This is a genomic window from Bacillus salacetis, from assembly GCF_049177075.1.
Lineage (GTDB): Bacteria > Bacillota > Bacilli > Bacillales > Bacillaceae_B > Rossellomorea > Rossellomorea salacetis_A.
In genome coordinates this window covers 4,427,996-4,443,543 of the sequence record NZ_CP185377.1, presented here as the reverse complement: position 1 = coordinate 4,443,543, position 15,548 = coordinate 4,427,996, and the positions used below count along the sequence as shown (strand labels likewise).

Annotated in this window: 15 protein-coding genes; 14 read left to right on the top strand and 1 reads right to left on the bottom strand. The window is 41.8% G+C overall.

Annotated features, from left to right (window positions below; genetic code table 11):
- Positions 1-809 precede the first annotated feature (809 nt).
- From rpmH to ACOJQI_RS22745, 11 genes are all read left to right on the top strand, one after another.
- Complete coding sequence (gene rpmH, locus ACOJQI_RS22795) at positions 810-944, top strand: 50S ribosomal protein L34 (protein ID WP_006837292.1); 135 nt, start codon at positions 810-812, stop codon at positions 942-944.
- Between the two features lie 156 nt (positions 945-1,100).
- Positions 1,101-1,472, top strand: a complete 372-nt coding sequence (rnpA, locus tag ACOJQI_RS22790) for a ribonuclease P protein component (protein WP_421382446.1) — start codon at positions 1,101-1,103, stop codon at positions 1,470-1,472.
- A 188-nt stretch (positions 1,473-1,660) separates the two neighbouring features.
- Positions 1,661-2,419: a YidC family membrane integrase SpoIIIJ gene (gene spoIIIJ / locus ACOJQI_RS22785; protein WP_421385541.1), complete on the top strand. Its 759-nt coding sequence runs from the start codon at positions 1,661-1,663 to the stop codon at positions 2,417-2,419.
- Entirely contained in the window at positions 2,416-3,036 is a 621-nt protein-coding gene (gene jag / locus ACOJQI_RS22780) for an RNA-binding cell elongation regulator Jag/EloR (RefSeq protein ID WP_421382444.1), read from the top strand. Before spoIIIJ ends, jag begins: the two co-directional genes overlap by 4 nt.
- Before the next feature lie 677 nt (positions 3,037-3,713).
- On the top strand, positions 3,714-5,099 hold the full coding sequence (mnmE, locus tag ACOJQI_RS22775; RefSeq protein ID WP_421382442.1) for a tRNA uridine-5-carboxymethylaminomethyl(34) synthesis GTPase MnmE: 1,386 nt from the start codon (positions 3,714-3,716) through the stop codon (positions 5,097-5,099).
- A 67-nt stretch (positions 5,100-5,166) separates the two neighbouring features.
- On the top strand, positions 5,167-7,056 hold the full coding sequence (mnmG, locus tag ACOJQI_RS22770; protein ID WP_421382441.1) for a tRNA uridine-5-carboxymethylaminomethyl(34) synthesis enzyme MnmG: 1,890 nt from the start codon (positions 5,167-5,169) through the stop codon (positions 7,054-7,056).
- 276 nt (positions 7,057-7,332) lie between these two features.
- Positions 7,333-8,049 (top strand): 16S rRNA (guanine(527)-N(7))-methyltransferase RsmG, encoded by a 717-nt coding sequence (gene rsmG, locus ACOJQI_RS22765; protein ID WP_421382440.1) that lies wholly within the window; start codon positions 7,333-7,335, stop codon positions 8,047-8,049.
- Positions 8,050-8,430: 381 nt separating this feature from the next.
- Positions 8,431-9,300, top strand: coding sequence for a nucleoid occlusion protein (noc, locus tag ACOJQI_RS22760; RefSeq protein ID WP_421382438.1), 870 nt, complete (start codon positions 8,431-8,433; stop codon positions 9,298-9,300).
- A 233-nt stretch (positions 9,301-9,533) separates the two neighbouring features.
- Complete coding sequence (locus ACOJQI_RS22755) at positions 9,534-10,295, top strand: ParA family protein (protein ID WP_421382436.1); 762 nt, start codon at positions 9,534-9,536, stop codon at positions 10,293-10,295.
- Entirely contained in the window at positions 10,288-11,136 is an 849-nt protein-coding gene (locus ACOJQI_RS22750; protein ID WP_421382434.1) for a ParB/RepB/Spo0J family partition protein, read from the top strand. Before ACOJQI_RS22755 ends, ACOJQI_RS22750 begins: the two co-directional genes overlap by 8 nt.
- A gap of 191 nt (positions 11,137-11,327) precedes the next feature.
- Positions 11,328-12,044 carry a DUF554 domain-containing protein gene (locus tag ACOJQI_RS22745; protein ID WP_421382432.1) on the top strand — a complete coding sequence of 239 codons (717 nt, stop codon included), beginning with the start codon at positions 11,328-11,330 and terminating at the stop codon, positions 12,042-12,044.
- Positions 12,045-12,092: 48 nt separating this feature from the next.
- On the opposite strand, the gene yyaC is transcribed toward ACOJQI_RS22745, so the two are convergent.
- A complete protein-coding gene (yyaC, locus tag ACOJQI_RS22740; protein WP_421382430.1) occupies positions 12,093-12,713 on the bottom strand; it encodes a spore protease YyaC in 621 nt (206 codons plus the stop codon).
- Positions 12,714-12,905: 192 nt separating this feature from the next.
- On the opposite strand from yyaC, the gene ACOJQI_RS22735 reads away from it, so the two are divergent.
- The 3 genes from ACOJQI_RS22735 (at position 12,906) to ychF (ending at position 15,416) form a co-directional block, all read left to right on the top strand.
- Positions 12,906-13,856, top strand: coding sequence for a mechanosensitive ion channel family protein (locus ACOJQI_RS22735; RefSeq protein WP_421382428.1), 951 nt, complete (start codon positions 12,906-12,908; stop codon positions 13,854-13,856).
- A 12-nt stretch (positions 13,857-13,868) separates the two neighbouring features.
- A complete protein-coding gene (locus ACOJQI_RS22730; RefSeq protein ID WP_421382426.1) occupies positions 13,869-14,066 on the top strand; it encodes a DUF951 domain-containing protein in 198 nt (65 codons plus the stop codon).
- A 249-nt stretch (positions 14,067-14,315) separates the two neighbouring features.
- A complete protein-coding gene (ychF, locus tag ACOJQI_RS22725; RefSeq protein ID WP_421382424.1) occupies positions 14,316-15,416 on the top strand; it encodes a redox-regulated ATPase YchF in 1,101 nt (366 codons plus the stop codon).
- Positions 15,417-15,548: the final 132 nt, after the last annotated feature.

The following is a 15,548-nucleotide window of genomic DNA, read 5'->3' as shown; positions in this document are numbered from 1 at the left end:
ACTGGTCCCCTCCTTTTCCTCTAAGAGTATGTACAGCATTTGTACAACCTGACTCTCTAGTGATTGTTTGTGATTCATAAAAATACAAAACTATGAATGTGGAAAAATATATAATAAGGAAGAAAAACGGTTATTCGACAATATCCACCTTTTGTGGACAACCTTTTACAAAGGCTCTGTATAAACTATCCACAAGTTATCCACCAATTGTGGATAACGTATTTTGCCAACAATAGTAATTCAGAGTGAAAACACAATAATCATATCAGAATATCCTTACGGTTGCAATGACTTTTAAAGTTTATCCACAATACCCTTTTCTTGTTGAAAAAACTTTTCCACAGGGTATTTATTTGTGAAAAAGGTGTCAATATGTGCTGTGGATAGTTTATTTTCGTGTCGAAAAATATCCACAAGGGGTGTGGAGCCCGATTTTTTATAGGAAATGTACATTTTTTAAAAGAAGAATATTTTGCTGGAGATCCAGTCGGGTAAATTTTAAGTCTGCAGCCAAAATGCATGAAGAGTGACAGAGAAATTTAATAGGGAATTAAAAAAGAGGCAGGAAAGAAAGATGGTAAATTTATGATTTGAGTTAACTATGCTTTAATTTTTGATAAAATTAAAACGTTAGTGAGATCTAAAGGTTGATGGAAGCGGAAATCCGAAATTCACAATCATAATTTCTGGATAACTTTCTTGCCAAAATTAAAAAGAGGTGGTATTGACATTTATTGTCCCTCTCTTTATAATTGAAAAGACTGTCTTAAACCTATAATTTTATCCATTCCTTTAGGGAGGTGTCATATATGAAAAGAACGTTTCAACCAAATTCTCGTAAAAGAAGCAAAAACCACGGTTTCCGTGCACGTATGAGCTCTAAAAACGGACGTAAGGTTCTAGCTCGCCGTCGTCAAAAAGGAAGAAAAGTATTATCTGCCTAGGCCACTGAATTTATCAGTGGTCTTTTTTCAATTATTGTAGAGAAAAAAAGCTTCTATCCATTTAAGGGAGCCCCCTTGGAGACCAGCCGAAGTATAAAACTTTCTATAATAGAGAAAACAGGTAACAGGCTTACTTTTAAAATAGCAGGTGGGTAAATGCGAAAAGAACAACGAGTAAAAAAGAATACTGAGTTTCAAGAGGTTTTCAAGAAGGGGACCTCGATTGCTAACAGACAGTTTGTTGTTTACAGACTGAAAAAAGAAGACCAGCCATTCTTCCGGATAGGTCTTTCTGTCAGCAAGAAAATTGGAAACGCTGTCGTCCGTAATCAGATCAAGCGATATATAAGACAGGTTTTCCTTGAATTGAAAGATGAAGTGAAAAATGACTATGATTACGTTATTATCGCCAGGAAACCGGCGGCCGATATGGATTTCCATGAAATCAAGAAAAGTTTGATCCATGTTTTGAAGAAAAGCAAGGCTTTAAAAGTCAGTCAGCAAGCACAGCCCGACAAAAAGAGATAGGAAAATCGTAAGAACTTAGACAAGTTTCTACAGCATAGGAACAGTAAAAGATGTTACAATATCTCTGTGTTTGCACGATTTCCGGTAATTGAAATCCAGATAATCGGAATTTTAGAGGGACAAGCCAGATTGTCCAAACAAAACAGATATACAGGAGGAAGCAGAGGGTGAAAAAAAGATTATTAGCTGTGCTGGTCTTGATTGGACTTGCAGCATTCCTGTCAGGATGTACGCAATACAACCAACCGATTACGGCGGATAGCACGGGTTTTTGGAATGAGTACATTGTCTATCCTTTATCATTATTAATTACCAAAGTTTCGGAATTTTTTGGCGGGAATTATGGATTGGGAATTATCCTGGTTACATTGATCATCCGTCTGGCTATTCTGCCATTGATGATCAAGCAGACGAAAAATTCAAAAGCTATGCAGGCACTTCAGCCTGAAATGCAAAAACTTCGTGAAAAATACAGCTCAAAAGATGCACAGACACAGCAAAAGTTACAGCAGGAAACAATGGGACTTTTCCAAAAGCACGGTGTCAATCCTTTGGCTGGATGTTTTCCTTTGATCGTTCAGATGCCGATCCTAATCGGTTTTTACCATGCCATCAGCCGTACTGAGGAAATCAAGAATCATACGTTCCTTTGGTTTGACCTTGGCCAGCCGGATCCGTTTTATCTGCTGCCGTTGATCGCTGGTGCGACTACATTCATCCAGCAGAAATTGATGATGGCTGGTACAGCGAATCAAAACCCGCAGATGGCGATGATGCTTTATATCATGCCGGTCATGATCATCATCTTTGCGATCAACTTCCCAGCAGCTCTTTCTTTATACTGGGTAGTGGGTAACCTATTCATGATTGCTCAAACATACTTCATTAAAGGGCCTGATATTAAAGAACAGAAAGAACTTGCCAAAAATGGAGGAGCCAAAAAGTGAGAGAAGTAACTGCTACTGGTCCATCGGTCGAAGAAGCAGTGGAATCCGCATTAGCTCAATTGAACATCACTAGAGAAGAAGCAGAAATTGAAGTGCAGGATGAAGGCAAAAAGGGCCTGTTCGGTCTTTTTGGATCACGTCCTGCAAAAGTTCTTGTGAAGAAGATCATCAATCCATTCAACGAAGTAAGGAATTATTTGATCTCTATCAGTAAAATGATGGGAATCGACATTCAAATTGATATGAAAGTGGATGGCCGGGATGCTGAATTCCAATTGTCAGGCGAAAAAATCGCCCTGCTGATCGGAAAGAGGGGCCAAACATTGAATTCCCTGCAGCATTTGGCCGGTCTTGTAGCCAATCGATATTCAGATCAATTTCTTACAGTGGTTTTGGATGCTGAAAATTACCGAGAAAGACGTAAGCAGACGCTCTCGAACCTAGCACAAAGACTTGCTGAGAAAGTGGTGCGAACCAATCGGAAAGTGTCATTGGAACCGATGCCGTCTTACGAACGGAAAGTGATCCATTCTGCATTGGTGAAATCGAAAAAAGTTGATACTTTCTCAGAAGGCTCTGAACCGAACCGTTATATCGTAATAGCTCCAAAAAGATAAAAAGATAGAAAAATCCAGGCTGGAAATCAGCCTGGATTTTTTTATTTACAATTAATAATCTAGGATAATTTACTGGCTGAATCAATGTTAATCTAGTTCTCATTGACTTAGAAACCAAGTTTGCCACCGCAATAAATGGTCTATATCTGTTCTTAAGACAAAATTATATAAAATTTATTCTTTTTCTTCCGTGACTATTCCCTCTTACACTCTTTGATACCCATCTTTAAAACCGACTTTTTTTAACAAAGTGTTGATTGGAACGGAGGGTGAGTGACCTCCTGCGGGATTAGCGGGACAGGAGAGACCCCGCAGGCGCAGCCGAGGAGGCTCACCGCCCGCCCCGCGGAGTCACTCGCCTGGAGTGGAAATCATCCCAACGATCCTTTTAAGAAAAAAATAGGTTACAGAAGAAAGATTCGCTTTATTGTTATTCACATGTGGATAAGTTAAAATGATAGAATGAGGAAAGTGTCTTTGTGGATAAATGAGAACCCAAACTTTTGCATTGATGGGTATTATGATATTCTAACCATTTAGAGGATTTAACGCCTATAAATAAATCGTTCAATAATATAGATATTTTATTCCCGGAATGGCTACCTTATTAAAAAAGCCGTACCGGAGCATTTGTTGTGTTCGAAAAAAATTAAACTGTAAGAAAAGAGGTGATAGAGATGGAATTTGATACAGTAGCAGCCATTTCTACCCCAATGGGTGAAGGAGCGATTGCAATTGTCCGGCTGAGCGGAGATGAAGCCTTCGATATAGCTGACAGAGTCTTTAAAGGAATTAAGGGGAATTCTGTCCATGATTTCGCTTCGCATACAATTAACTACGGACATATCGTCGATCCATCTACGGGAGATATCGTAGAGGAAGTCATGATGTCAGTCATGAAAGGCCCAAAAACCTTTACTCGGGAAGATATCATTGAAATTAACTGCCACGGCGGATTGGTCTCTGTCAACAAAGTGTTGCAGCTTGTCCTGAAATATGGAGCCCGTTTGGCAGAGCCGGGTGAGTTTACGAAGAGAGCCTTCCTAAATGGAAGAGTCGATCTGTCTCAAGCAGAAGCTGTCATGGATTTGATCAGGGCGAAAACAGACCGGGCAATGAATGTCGCTCTGAACCAGATGGAGGGCCGCTTATCGAAATTGATCCGGAAGCTGCGCCAGGAAATTCTTGAAACACTTGCCCATGTGGAAGTGAACATCGACTATCCTGAATATGATGATGTCGAAGAGATGACGCATGGAGTCCTGCTTGAGAAATCTAAATATGTTCGCGATGAGATTGAAAAGCTCCTTCGTACCTCGGAACAGGGCAAAATTTTAAGAGAAGGACTTTCAACGGTTATTATCGGGAGGCCCAATGTTGGGAAGTCTTCACTTCTCAATAGTCTGGTCCATGAAAACAAGGCAATCGTCACAGATATCCCGGGTACTACGCGTGATGTCATTGAAGAGTATGTAAATGTACGTGGGGTTCCACTCAGGCTCGTCGATACAGCAGGTATCAGGGAGACGGAAGATATTGTAGAAAGAATTGGTGTCGAACGGTCCAGACAAGTTCTTAAAGAAGCCGATTTAATCCTGCTTGTCCTTAATTATTCAGATGAGTTCACTCATGAAGATGAACAGCTGTTTAAAGCAGTTGAAGGCATGGATGTCATTGTTATTGTTAATAAAACCGATCTGCCTCAAAAAATAGATATGGACAGGGTGAAAGAATTGGCATCTGAACATGCCATTGTGACAACGTCCCTACTGGAGGAACAAGGAATTGATGAGCTGGAAGAAGCTATTTCTTCATTATTCTTTGCAGGGTCGATTGAAGCGGGGGATATGACCTATGTATCCAACAGCCGCCATATTGCTTTGCTGAATCAAGCTCATGCAGCCATTGATGAAGCCATTAATGGAGTAGAAATGGGAACTCCGATTGATATTGCCCAAATTGATCTGACACGAACTTGGGAACTGCTCGGTGAAATCATAGGAGATAGTGTACACGAGAGCTTGATCGATCAACTCTTCTCTCAATTCTGTTTAGGAAAGTGATACAGTTTCGTCGAAAGTACTTATTCAAATATAAGAAACACCATTAGTAAGGAGGAAACATAAAACGATGCAATATGAAGCAGGACAATTTGATGTCATCGTTATCGGTGCAGGCCATGCTGGAGTAGAAGCAGGATTGGCAGCCGCGAGAATGGGTGCAAAAACCCTGATGGTCACCATCAATCTCGACATGGTTGCATTCATGCCGTGTAATCCTTCCGTCGGCGGACCCGCAAAAGGAATCGTCGTCAGGGAGATTGATGCACTTGGAGGAGAAATGGGCAGAAATATTGATAAGACCCATATCCAAATGCGTATGTTGAATACAGGAAAAGGCCCAGCCGTCAGGGCATTAAGAGCACAGGCAGACAAGTTTGCCTATCAGCATGAAATGAAAAAGACAATCGAGAACGAACCCAATATGACACTTTTACAGGGAATGGTGGAAAGCCTCATCATTGAAGATGACGAATGTAAAGGGGTTGTGACTCAAACAGGAGCAAGCTACCGCGCAAAAACAGTCGTCATTACGACAGGAACATTCCTTCGAGGTGAAATCATTCTTGGAGATTTGAAATACTCAAGCGGCCCGAACAATCAGCAGCCATCCATCAAGCTGTCAGAGCACTTGCAGGAGCTTGGTTTTGATATGGTCAGATTCAAAACGGGTACACCGCCAAGGGTTAACAGCAAAACCATTGATTATTCAAAAACGGAAATCCAGCCTGGTGATGAAGTTCCCCGCGCATTCAGTTATGAAACAACCAAGTATATTACCGATCAGCTGCCTTGCTGGTTAACTTATACGAATGCTGAAACACACCAGCTGATTGATGATAATTTAAGCCGTTCTCCTATGTACTCAGGAATGATCAAAGGCACCGGTCCGCGTTATTGTCCTTCTATAGAAGATAAAGTTGTTCGTTTCCATGATAAACCAAGGCATCAGATCTTCCTGGAGCCTGAAGGGAAGCACACTCAAGAGGTCTATGTACAAGGGTTATCAACGAGCCTTCCTGAAGATGTGCAGATGAGAATCCTTGCTACTATCCCGGGCCTTGAGAAAGCTCAGCTAATGAGAGCCGGATATGCCATTGAGTATGATTCCATCGTGCCGACCCAGCTGTGGCCGACATTGGAAACGAAAAAAATTAAAAATCTTTATACTGCCGGACAAATCAATGGTACTTCCGGTTATGAAGAAGCTGCCGGACAAGGATTGATGGCCGGAATCAACGCTGCCTGCCGAGCATTGGATAAAGATGAAGTCATCTTAGATCGTTCTGATGCTTACATCGGCGTCTTAATCGATGACCTGGTCACAAAGGGAACGAATGAACCTTACCGCCTTCTGACTTCACGTGCAGAATATCGTCTGCTTCTCCGCCATGATAATGCCGATCTTCGCCTTACCGACATCGGCCATGAAATCGGGCTGATCTCAGAAGACCGTTATGAGCGCTTCTTAACGAAAAAGGCATTGATTGAAGAAGAAAAAGAGCGCCTGCAGTCAATCAGGCTGAAACCGAATGAAGAGACACAAAATGTAATCAAAGAAGCGGGCGGAAGCGAACTGAAAGACGGTATACTGGCATCCGACCTCCTTCGCCGTCCGGAAATGAACTACAGCCATATCAAAATGTTAGTTCCAAGAGAAGAGCCTCTTACGGAAGACATTGAAGAACAAGTTGAAATTCAAATCAAATACGAAGGCTACATCGAAAAGTCACTGCAGCAGGTAGACAAGATGAAGAAGATGGAAAACAAGAAGATTCCTGATCTTATCGACTATGATGCCATTAACGGTTTGGCTTCAGAAGCGAGGCAGAAACTGAAAGAAGTCCGTCCTTTATCATTAGCTCAAGCATCAAGGATCTCAGGAGTGAATCCTGCTGACGTTTCAATTTTGCTAGTGTACATCGAACAAGGAAAAATCGCCAAGGTATCTGCTGAGTAAAAATAGATATATATAGGCTCAAGTGCTGTTCTTTGATTAGGGTTGGTGCTTTTATGAAAAAGTTTTATAAGAAGAGCTTAATTCATCATTTAAACCTGCTTTGTTACGCAGGTTGATTGGAGTGGAAGGATGAGCGACCTCCTGCGGGAGCAGCGGGACAGGTGAGACCCCGCAGGCGCAGCCGAGGAGGCTCACCGCCCGCCCCGCGGAGTCGTCCATCCTGTAACGGAAATCAACCAACCTTTTCAATAGCGCTTTATAGGAAGGATTGAACCAATGAACATTACCCAGTTTACAGAGATGTTGAGCGAAAAGGGCATCAATTTGACTTCACATCAATTGGCCCAGTTCGAGGAGTACTATGAGACTCTTGTTGAATGGAACAACAAAATGAACTTGACTGCCATCACAGATAAAGAAGAAGTGTACCTTAAGCACTTTTATGATTCAATCACAGCATCCTTTTACCTGGATTTCAACCGTGAAATCCGCGTATGTGATGTTGGGGCAGGTGCAGGCTTTCCAAGCATCCCTCTGAAGATCTGCTTCCCTCAAATCGAGGTGAGCATTGTTGATTCATTAAACAAGCGAATTACATTCCTAAATCATTTATCTGATAAGTTAGGATTGGATGGCACTCATTTTTATCATGACCGTGCCGAGACATTCGCCCGAAAACCCGAACATCGGGAACAATATGACCTTGTTACCGCAAGAGCTGTAGCAAGAATGTCGGTCTTAAGCGAATTATGTCTTCCATTAGTAAAGAAAAATGGTACATTTGCTGCAATGAAGGCAGCCAGTGCTTCCGATGAAATGAATATCGCAAAGAAAGCCATCACGACATTAGGAGGAGAACTGAAAGAGGTTCATTCTTTTCAACTTCCTATTGAAGAAAGTGAAAGAAACATCATTGTTATTCAAAAAGAGAAGCCGACACCTAAGAAATACCCACGAAAACCGGGAACACCGAACAAGCTTCCATTAGAGTAACAACCTGAAATCTATATTCAGCAGCCAGTTCCTGCTAATTATTTGATTAAATCATTACGAAAAGGATACTTTGAACAAGGTTCTTACCTGAATATATAATATTTTTTTCCTTAGCTCCCAGGTTGATTGGAGCGAAAGGTGGCCGACCTCCTGCGGGAAAAGCGGGACAGGTGAGACCCCGCAGGCGCAGCCGAGGAGGCTCAACGCCCGCCCCGCGGAGTCGGCCGCCTGTAGCGGAAATCACGTTATACTCAATTGTTACCTTATCGAAGTAAAAAAACCTGTCGATTAATATGTATTTAAATGTCAAAGTGATTGCAGGAACTTGTCATATGATAGAGAATAGTAAATAAGGGAGTTCCTTAAAGGTGGTGTAGGAAGATGAAGCATCCTTTCTCTCGTTTTTTTGGCTTGGGAGAAAAAGATCAGGGGAATGATCAGGAAGTCGAATCAGCTGCAAATGATGTAAGCGATAGAGATGAAGTAAAAAATATCCCCATCTCACAAATTGTCCCAAACCGTTTCCAACCAAGAACTATCTTTAACGAAGAGAAGATTGAAGAACTATCTAGAACAATTCATACTCATGGGATCATACAACCTATCGTCCTGCGTGAAAGCGGAGAGAACCAGTATGAGATCATTGCAGGGGAACGCCGTTTCCGGGCTGTGTCATTGCTTGGATGGGAAACCGTACCTGCAATCATAAAAAATATGACAGACACAGAAACAGCTTCTGTGGCATTAATAGAGAACCTGCAAAGGGAAGAGCTGTCGCCCATTGAAGAGGCGATTGCTTACGGAAAGCTGCTTGAACTTCATAATCTTACGCAAGAAGCACTTGCACAGCGCCTTGGTAAAGGCCAATCAACCGTTGCCAACAAGCTCCGGCTCTTAAAGCTTCCAGAAGAAGTACAGGAAGCCATCCTGGCCAAACAGATCACCGAAAGACACGCAAGAGCACTTATTCCATTAAAGAAGCCTGAAAAGCAAATAACGTTGCTTCAGGAAGTCATCGAGAAAAATCTTAACGTTAAACAAACAGAAGACAGAGTGGATAAAATGCTCTCTGAGGGTGAAGAAAAACCGAAGCCGAAACGGCGTGCCTTCAGTAAAGATATGCGGATAGCGGTCAATACCATCCGTCAATCCCTATCCATGGTTTCTGACAGCGGGATCAATCTGGATTCCGAAGAAGAGGAACATGAAGAATACTACCAATTCACAATTCGTATTCCCAAGAAAAAATAAATTTTAACCTGCTATTTTTATAGATTCCTATTATGCTAATAAATATATTCAGTGAGAAACGTGTTATTGGTTTCTCACTTTTTGTATGCGCATACCCAAAATAATTGGAAATAGAATTTTTTTGAAATGAAAGACAAACTATTCCTGAATTTTGATAGAATAGAAGGTAGACAATAAAATTAGTTCAATCATTCACTTAATAGAATTGGAAGTTCAAAGGGCAGGTGAAAACCTTGGGTAGAATAATTGCCATTACCAACCAAAAGGGCGGAGTAGGAAAAACAACAACCTCCGTAAATTTGGGAGCATGTTTAGCATACATAGGGAAGAAAGTGCTGCTTGTCGACATTGACCCGCAAGGAAATGCCACAAGCGGTGTGGGTATTGAGAAAGGCGATGTCCAGGAATGTATATATGATGTTTTAGTAGATGATGCCGAAGTCAAGGATCTTGTAAAACCAACTACTGTAGAACGTTTATATGCTGTTCCGGCTACCATCTCATTGGCAGGTGCAGAAATTGAGCTTGTACCGACCATTTCCAGAGAGGTACGCTTAAAAAGAGCACTTGAAAAAGTAAAAGATGATTATGATTATATCATTATTGACTGTCCTCCTTCTCTCGGATTATTGACCATTAACGCTTTGACAGCTTCTGATGCTGTGATCATCCCGGTTCAGTGCGAGTATTATGCACTCGAAGGACTCAGCCAGCTTTTGAGCACTGTCAGACTGGTCCAAAAGCATCTTAATCATGACCTGGCGATCGACGGAGTCCTGCTCACGATGCTTGATGCCCGTACCAATCTTGGAATCCAGGTAATCGAAGAAGTTAAGAAGTATTTTCAGGATAAAGTATATCGTACCATTGTTCCTCGAAACATTCGGTTAAGCGAAGCACCAAGTCATGGAGAACCTATCATCATTTATGATGCGAAATCCAGGGGTGCAGAAGTTTATCTAGATCTAGCAAAGGAAGTGGCTGCGAATGGCTAAAGGACTAGGTAAAGGAATCAATGCGTTATTTAACAATGTTGATGCAAAAGAAGAAGCGGTTCAGGAAATAAGTTTGAAAGAATTAAGGCCGAATCCATATCAGCCGCGGAAAGTTTTTGAACCTGAAGCAATTGAAGAATTAAAGGCATCGATCAAAGAACATGGAATTCTTCAGCCAATCATTGCGAGAAAAAGCATAAAAGGTTATGAGATTGTTGTAGGGGAAAGAAGGTATAGAGCTGCCAAAGCCGCTAAGCTTGATAAGGTTCCGGTTGTGGTCAGGGAATTGACAGATAAACAAATGATGGAGCTTGCTGTACTGGAAAATCTTCAGCGTGAGGACCTTTCCCCTATTGAAGAAGGCAATGCATATCAGTTATTGATGGATAAGCTTGATTTGACCCAGGAACAGCTGGCGAAGCGGCTTGGTAAAAGCAGACCGCATATCGCAAACCATATACGCCTTCTCTCTCTTCCGCCGCAAATACAACAGCTGATCATTGATGATAAAATCACGATGGGTCATGGGCGTGCCCTGCTTGGTTTAAGGAAAAAAGAAAAACTCCAGGCCGTCGTGGAAAAGATTATCAAGGATTCTCTGAATGTAAGGCAGTTGGAGAAGCTGATACACGAACTAAACGAAAATGTTTCACGTGAAACAAAGAAACTGGAAAAGAAAGACGTGTTCCTTAAGGAGCAGGAAACTCTTTTACGGGAAAGATTCGGTACCACCGTTTCAATCAAGCAGTCCAAGAAAAAAGGAAAGATCGAATTTGAATTCTTCTCTCAAGAAGATCTAAATCGTATCCTGGAATTGCTTAGCCATATGGAAGATAAATAAGCATGACCATTTGAACTGAACACACTGGGTGTGTTAGTTCTTTTTTTATTTAAAAGGATTTTCAGTCTTCTGCCTGTCCATAAAGGTGTTATAATTCTTTTCTCCTGATTGTAAAAAAATAGTAGGCAAGTCAGGTGAAAAGTGCTATTTTAGTAGAAAGTATTTCGATAAGCGAAAAAGGAGAACGTCTCATGGTGCTATTAGGAACAATTGTAAATGGAGTATGTATCATCATCGGCACTTTGCTCGGAAAGCTGCTCCACCGCATACCTGAGAACATGAAAGGAACGGTCATGTATGCGATTGGCCTGGCTGTCATGGTACTCGGGCTGCAGATGGGGATGAAAAGTGAAAACTTTCTTATCGTGATTATAAGCCTGGTTTTAGGTGCAGTAATTGGCGAGTGGATGGGACTTGACGAAAAGTTGAACTCATTAGGGAACTGGCTGGAGAAGAAGCTTGGGGCAAACAGTGAAACAAGCATTTCCCAAGGGTTTGTGACAGCCACATTGATATTTGTCATCGGGGCAATGGCTGTTATCGGTGCGCTGGACAGCGGAATCAGGGGAGCCCACGATGTTCTTTATACCAAAGCAATCATTGACGGCTTCACTTCCCTTATTTTAACGACTACACTTGGGATTGGTGTGATGTTCTCTGCTATTCCTGTCTTCCTTTATCAAGGAACCATCGCACTGTTTGCGACACAAATAGACCGCTTTGTCCCGCAGGCAGTCATGGACTCTTTCATCGTTGAAATGACTTCTGCCGGAGGGATTATGATCTTTGCAATAGGACTTAACCTGATTGGATTAACCAAAATCCGGGTTGCCAACCTTCTTCCGGGCATAGTGGTCGTGGCTGCGATTGTTTCCATCATCTATGGATATCAGGAATATATCATATAATAAAAAAACACACTAAGCCTTCAATGAGATGCCTGGTGTGTTTTTTATTTAAAGCAATTGCTGCTTTTCATCATTTATATTGATTTTGAAAAACGATTCTTTTCTTGGCTGAGTCTTGCTTGCCAGGTAAATACCTTCTGAAATGATTCTGGCCATTTTAAGAACCAGGTTCAATCTGGTGTTCTGCAGAACAAAGAACTCCATGAATCCGCTGACATTGACAATGCCTGTAATATGGATATCCCCCACATCCGGAAGTTCTTTATTCACCCCTGCACCGGGCTTTACAGGGCCGTTTCCAAGCTGGATCGCTCCCACACTTTTCAATCGTCCGAGGCATGCATCAATACCGATGATAAATGGATTAAGGTGCTTCCCCCTGATTTCAGCAAGTTTCTCTTCAAGATTGACAGCATGGATGGGTTCATCCAGCGTACCGTAAATATGAAAACCGTCCGTTACTTTCTCTTCTAAAAAGGTGCCGACGAGTGGTCCTAAGGAATCGCCTGTTGAGCGGTCTGTTCCGATACAAACGATTACTACGGGTCTCGTGGCTGCCGGAAGCATAGTGAGCAGTTCCGCAGAAATCGAGGCAGCTGCTTTTTCATCATCATGCAGCACTCGGTATGGCTCGGATTTCCGCTCAAAAAAACCCTTTTTCAGATTCATTCCTTCCACTCCTTTGCAATAGTACTAACAGTATACGGAAAATCAGGCTTATCTATACATAGTATTATGTATTTGTCACAAACTAAGACTTTTTAAACAATTTTCTAATAGTTTGCTTGGCGCTATTCAAATAAGGATAAACTTGATACAATGAAATATATTTTCAGAGAGCTTTATAGGAGTGAGATTCTTATGAGTGCAGCGAATAATGGAAATGCCAAGGCAGAGGTAGGAAAAACGGTTGAGAACACAAAGGAAGCAGCGAAGGGATTCTGGGACCGTTTAATCAGCGATGATTTATGGATCACTATAGGTATTGGTGCTGTAAAGATTCTTTTAATCATAATATTGACGGCTGTCATCCTTAAAGTAGGAAAATCAATTATCAGGAATATATTCAGGGCCCGATCGCGATCTCCCTTTAAAATAACAGAGAGACGCGAAGCCACATTAAGTAAACTTTTGGAAAATGTATTAACCTATGTTGTTTATTTCATAGCAATCACTATGATTTTAACCAACTTGGGGGTTGAAATAGGGGCTCTTATAGCCGGTGCCGGAATCGTCGGACTGGCAGTCGGTTTTGGAGCGCAGAACCTTGTTCGTGATATCATCACGGGGTTCTTCATTATATTTGAAGATCAGTTCTCTGTCGGTGATTATGTACGGGTGGGCAGTGCAGAAGGTTTTGTTGAAGAAATTGGACTGCGTACAACCAAGATTAAAAGCTGGACAGGAGAGCTGCATATCCTTCCAAATGGGAATATTGCCGAGGTAACCAACTTTTCCATTCACAATAGCATTGCAATTGTGGATGTCAGCATAGCTTATGAAGAGAACATAGAAGAAGCAGAAAAAGTATTAAGCGAATTTCTGCAGACATTGCCGCAAAAATATGAAGAATTAATAAATCCTCCTGACCTACTAGGTGTACAAACCCTCGGAGCATCTGATGTAGTAATGCGGATTATTGCTGAAACGGCACCAATGCAGCATTGGGCCATGGCACGTAAGATACGAAAAGATGTTAAACTGGTTCTGGATAAACACGGAATTGAAATCCCATTCCCGCGAATGGTCATGTATAACAGACAGGAAGAAGCAAGTATCGAGAACAGCTTAAAACAGCTTGATAGTGAGTAGGGAGGAAACAGTATGGAACCAAAAAGCTTTCAATTGAACGATGTCGTTGAAATGAAAAAGCCGCATCCATGCGGAGCCAACCGTTGGAAAATCATCCGAATGGGCATGGATATCAGGATCAAATGCCAGGGGTGTGACCACAGCATCATGCTTCCTAGAAGAGAGTTCTCCAAGAAGATGAAGAAGGTATTGGAATCAGCAGGTGAGTAGAATATAGATTTTAAAAGGGAGGTTATTCTTTAAAAATAATCTCTCTTTTCTTTTTGGTTCTACAATATTCCATTCAATGAGGCTATTTCCCGGGCAAACATGCTTTTCTGAAATAATACTCTTCTCCCACCCTCCACTTGTGTTTCTATCACTTAAAACCTATAATTAGAAAAGGTTTGAATAATTTTAGACACTTACTGCCGGTTTAGGCAGAATAAATATAGTTCCATTTAATGAGGAGTGACCAAAATGGCTTTAACAGCTGGAATCGTTGGTTTGCCGAATGTTGGGAAATCAACTCTATTTAACGCAATCACTAAGGCAGGAGCAGAGTCTGCCAACTATCCTTTCTGTACAATCGACCCTAACGTTGGAATTGTAGAGGTTCCCGATTATCGTCTTGATAAATTGACTGAATTGGTTGAACCTAAGAAAACGATACCGACTGCATTTGAATTTACCGATATCGCCGGAATCGTCAAAGGCGCGAGTAAAGGTGAAGGACTTGGGAATAAATTCTTATCCCACATCCGCCAGGTAGATGCGATCTGTCAGGTAGTGCGCTGCTTTGCTGATGAAAATATCACACACGTATCCGGAAAAGTAAATCCGCTGGATGATATCGAGGTCATCAACCTTGAGTTGATTCTTGCCGACCTGGAATCTGTCGATAAGCGAATTGCACGTGTTCAAAAGCTGGCCAAGCAGAAAGATAAAGAGGCTGCATATGAACATGAGATCCTTGTGAAGTTGAAAGAAGCTTTTGAAGAAGGCAGATCAGCCCGGACAGTTGAATTCACTGATGAGCAGATGAAAGTGGTAAAAGGCCTTCACCTTCTGACAATCAAGCCTGTCCTTTATGTGGCCAACGTAAGTGAAGATGATATCGCGGATCCTTCTGATAATGAATATGTTCAGCAGGTTCGTGAATTTGCAAAAGGCGATAATGCAGAAGTCATCGTTGTCTGTGCAAAAATTGAATCAGAGATTGCTGAACTTGATGATGAAGAAAAAGCAATGTTCCTTGAAGAACTTGGCATCGAGGAGTCCGGTTTGGACCAGTTGATCCGTGCTGCTTACGACCTTCTTGGCCTGGCGACATACTTCACAGCAGGTGTGCAGGAAGTCCGTGCCTGGACATTCCGACAGGGAATGAAAGCACCTGAGTGTGCCGGTATCATCCACTCTGACTTCGAAAAAGGATTCATCCGTGCCGAAACCGTTTCATATGATGACTTGGTAGCCAACCAAACCATGGGAGCTGCACGTGAAGCCGGAAAAGTAAGACTCGAAGGAAAAGATTACGTAGTAAAAGACGGAGATGTCATCCACTTCCGCTTCAATGTTTAATTTAATAAACTCAAAAGCTGTTCCTGACCGTCGGGAGCAGCTTTTTTTATCTTATAAAAAGTCAGTTGGTTTATCTAAGCTAACAGGATTGATGTCTCTAATTGTAAAATTCAATGATTAACAACACTCTTT

Excerpts from the sequence above, each read along its gene's own strand:
- ACOJQI_RS22735 (WP_421382428.1), top strand. The coding sequence starts at position 12,906 with ATGAGTGCAGCGAATAATGGAAATGCCAAGGCAGAGGTAGGAAAAACG.
- rpmH (WP_006837292.1), top strand. The coding sequence starts at position 810 with ATGAAAAGAACGTTTCAACCAAATTCTCGTAAAAGAAGCAAAAACCAC.
- ychF (WP_421382424.1), top strand. The coding sequence starts at position 14,316 with ATGGCTTTAACAGCTGGAATCGTTGGTTTGCCGAATGTTGGGAAATCA.
- mnmG (WP_421382441.1), top strand. The coding sequence starts at position 5,167 with ATGCAATATGAAGCAGGACAATTTGATGTCATCGTTATCGGTGCAGGC.
- rnpA (WP_421382446.1), top strand. The coding sequence starts at position 1,101 with ATGCGAAAAGAACAACGAGTAAAAAAGAATACTGAGTTTCAAGAGGTT.
- ACOJQI_RS22750 (WP_421382434.1), top strand. The coding sequence starts at position 10,288 with ATGGCTAAAGGACTAGGTAAAGGAATCAATGCGTTATTTAACAATGTT.
- rsmG (WP_421382440.1), top strand. The coding sequence starts at position 7,333 with ATGAACATTACCCAGTTTACAGAGATGTTGAGCGAAAAGGGCATCAAT.
- yyaC (WP_421382430.1), bottom strand. The coding sequence starts at position 12,713 with ATGAATCTGAAAAAGGGTTTTTTTGAGCGGAAATCCGAGCCATACCGA.
- ACOJQI_RS22730 (WP_421382426.1), top strand. The coding sequence starts at position 13,869 with ATGGAACCAAAAAGCTTTCAATTGAACGATGTCGTTGAAATGAAAAAG.
- mnmE (WP_421382442.1), top strand. The coding sequence starts at position 3,714 with ATGGAATTTGATACAGTAGCAGCCATTTCTACCCCAATGGGTGAAGGA.
- ACOJQI_RS22745 (WP_421382432.1), top strand. The coding sequence starts at position 11,328 with ATGGTGCTATTAGGAACAATTGTAAATGGAGTATGTATCATCATCGGC.
- noc (WP_421382438.1), top strand. The coding sequence starts at position 8,431 with ATGAAGCATCCTTTCTCTCGTTTTTTTGGCTTGGGAGAAAAAGATCAG.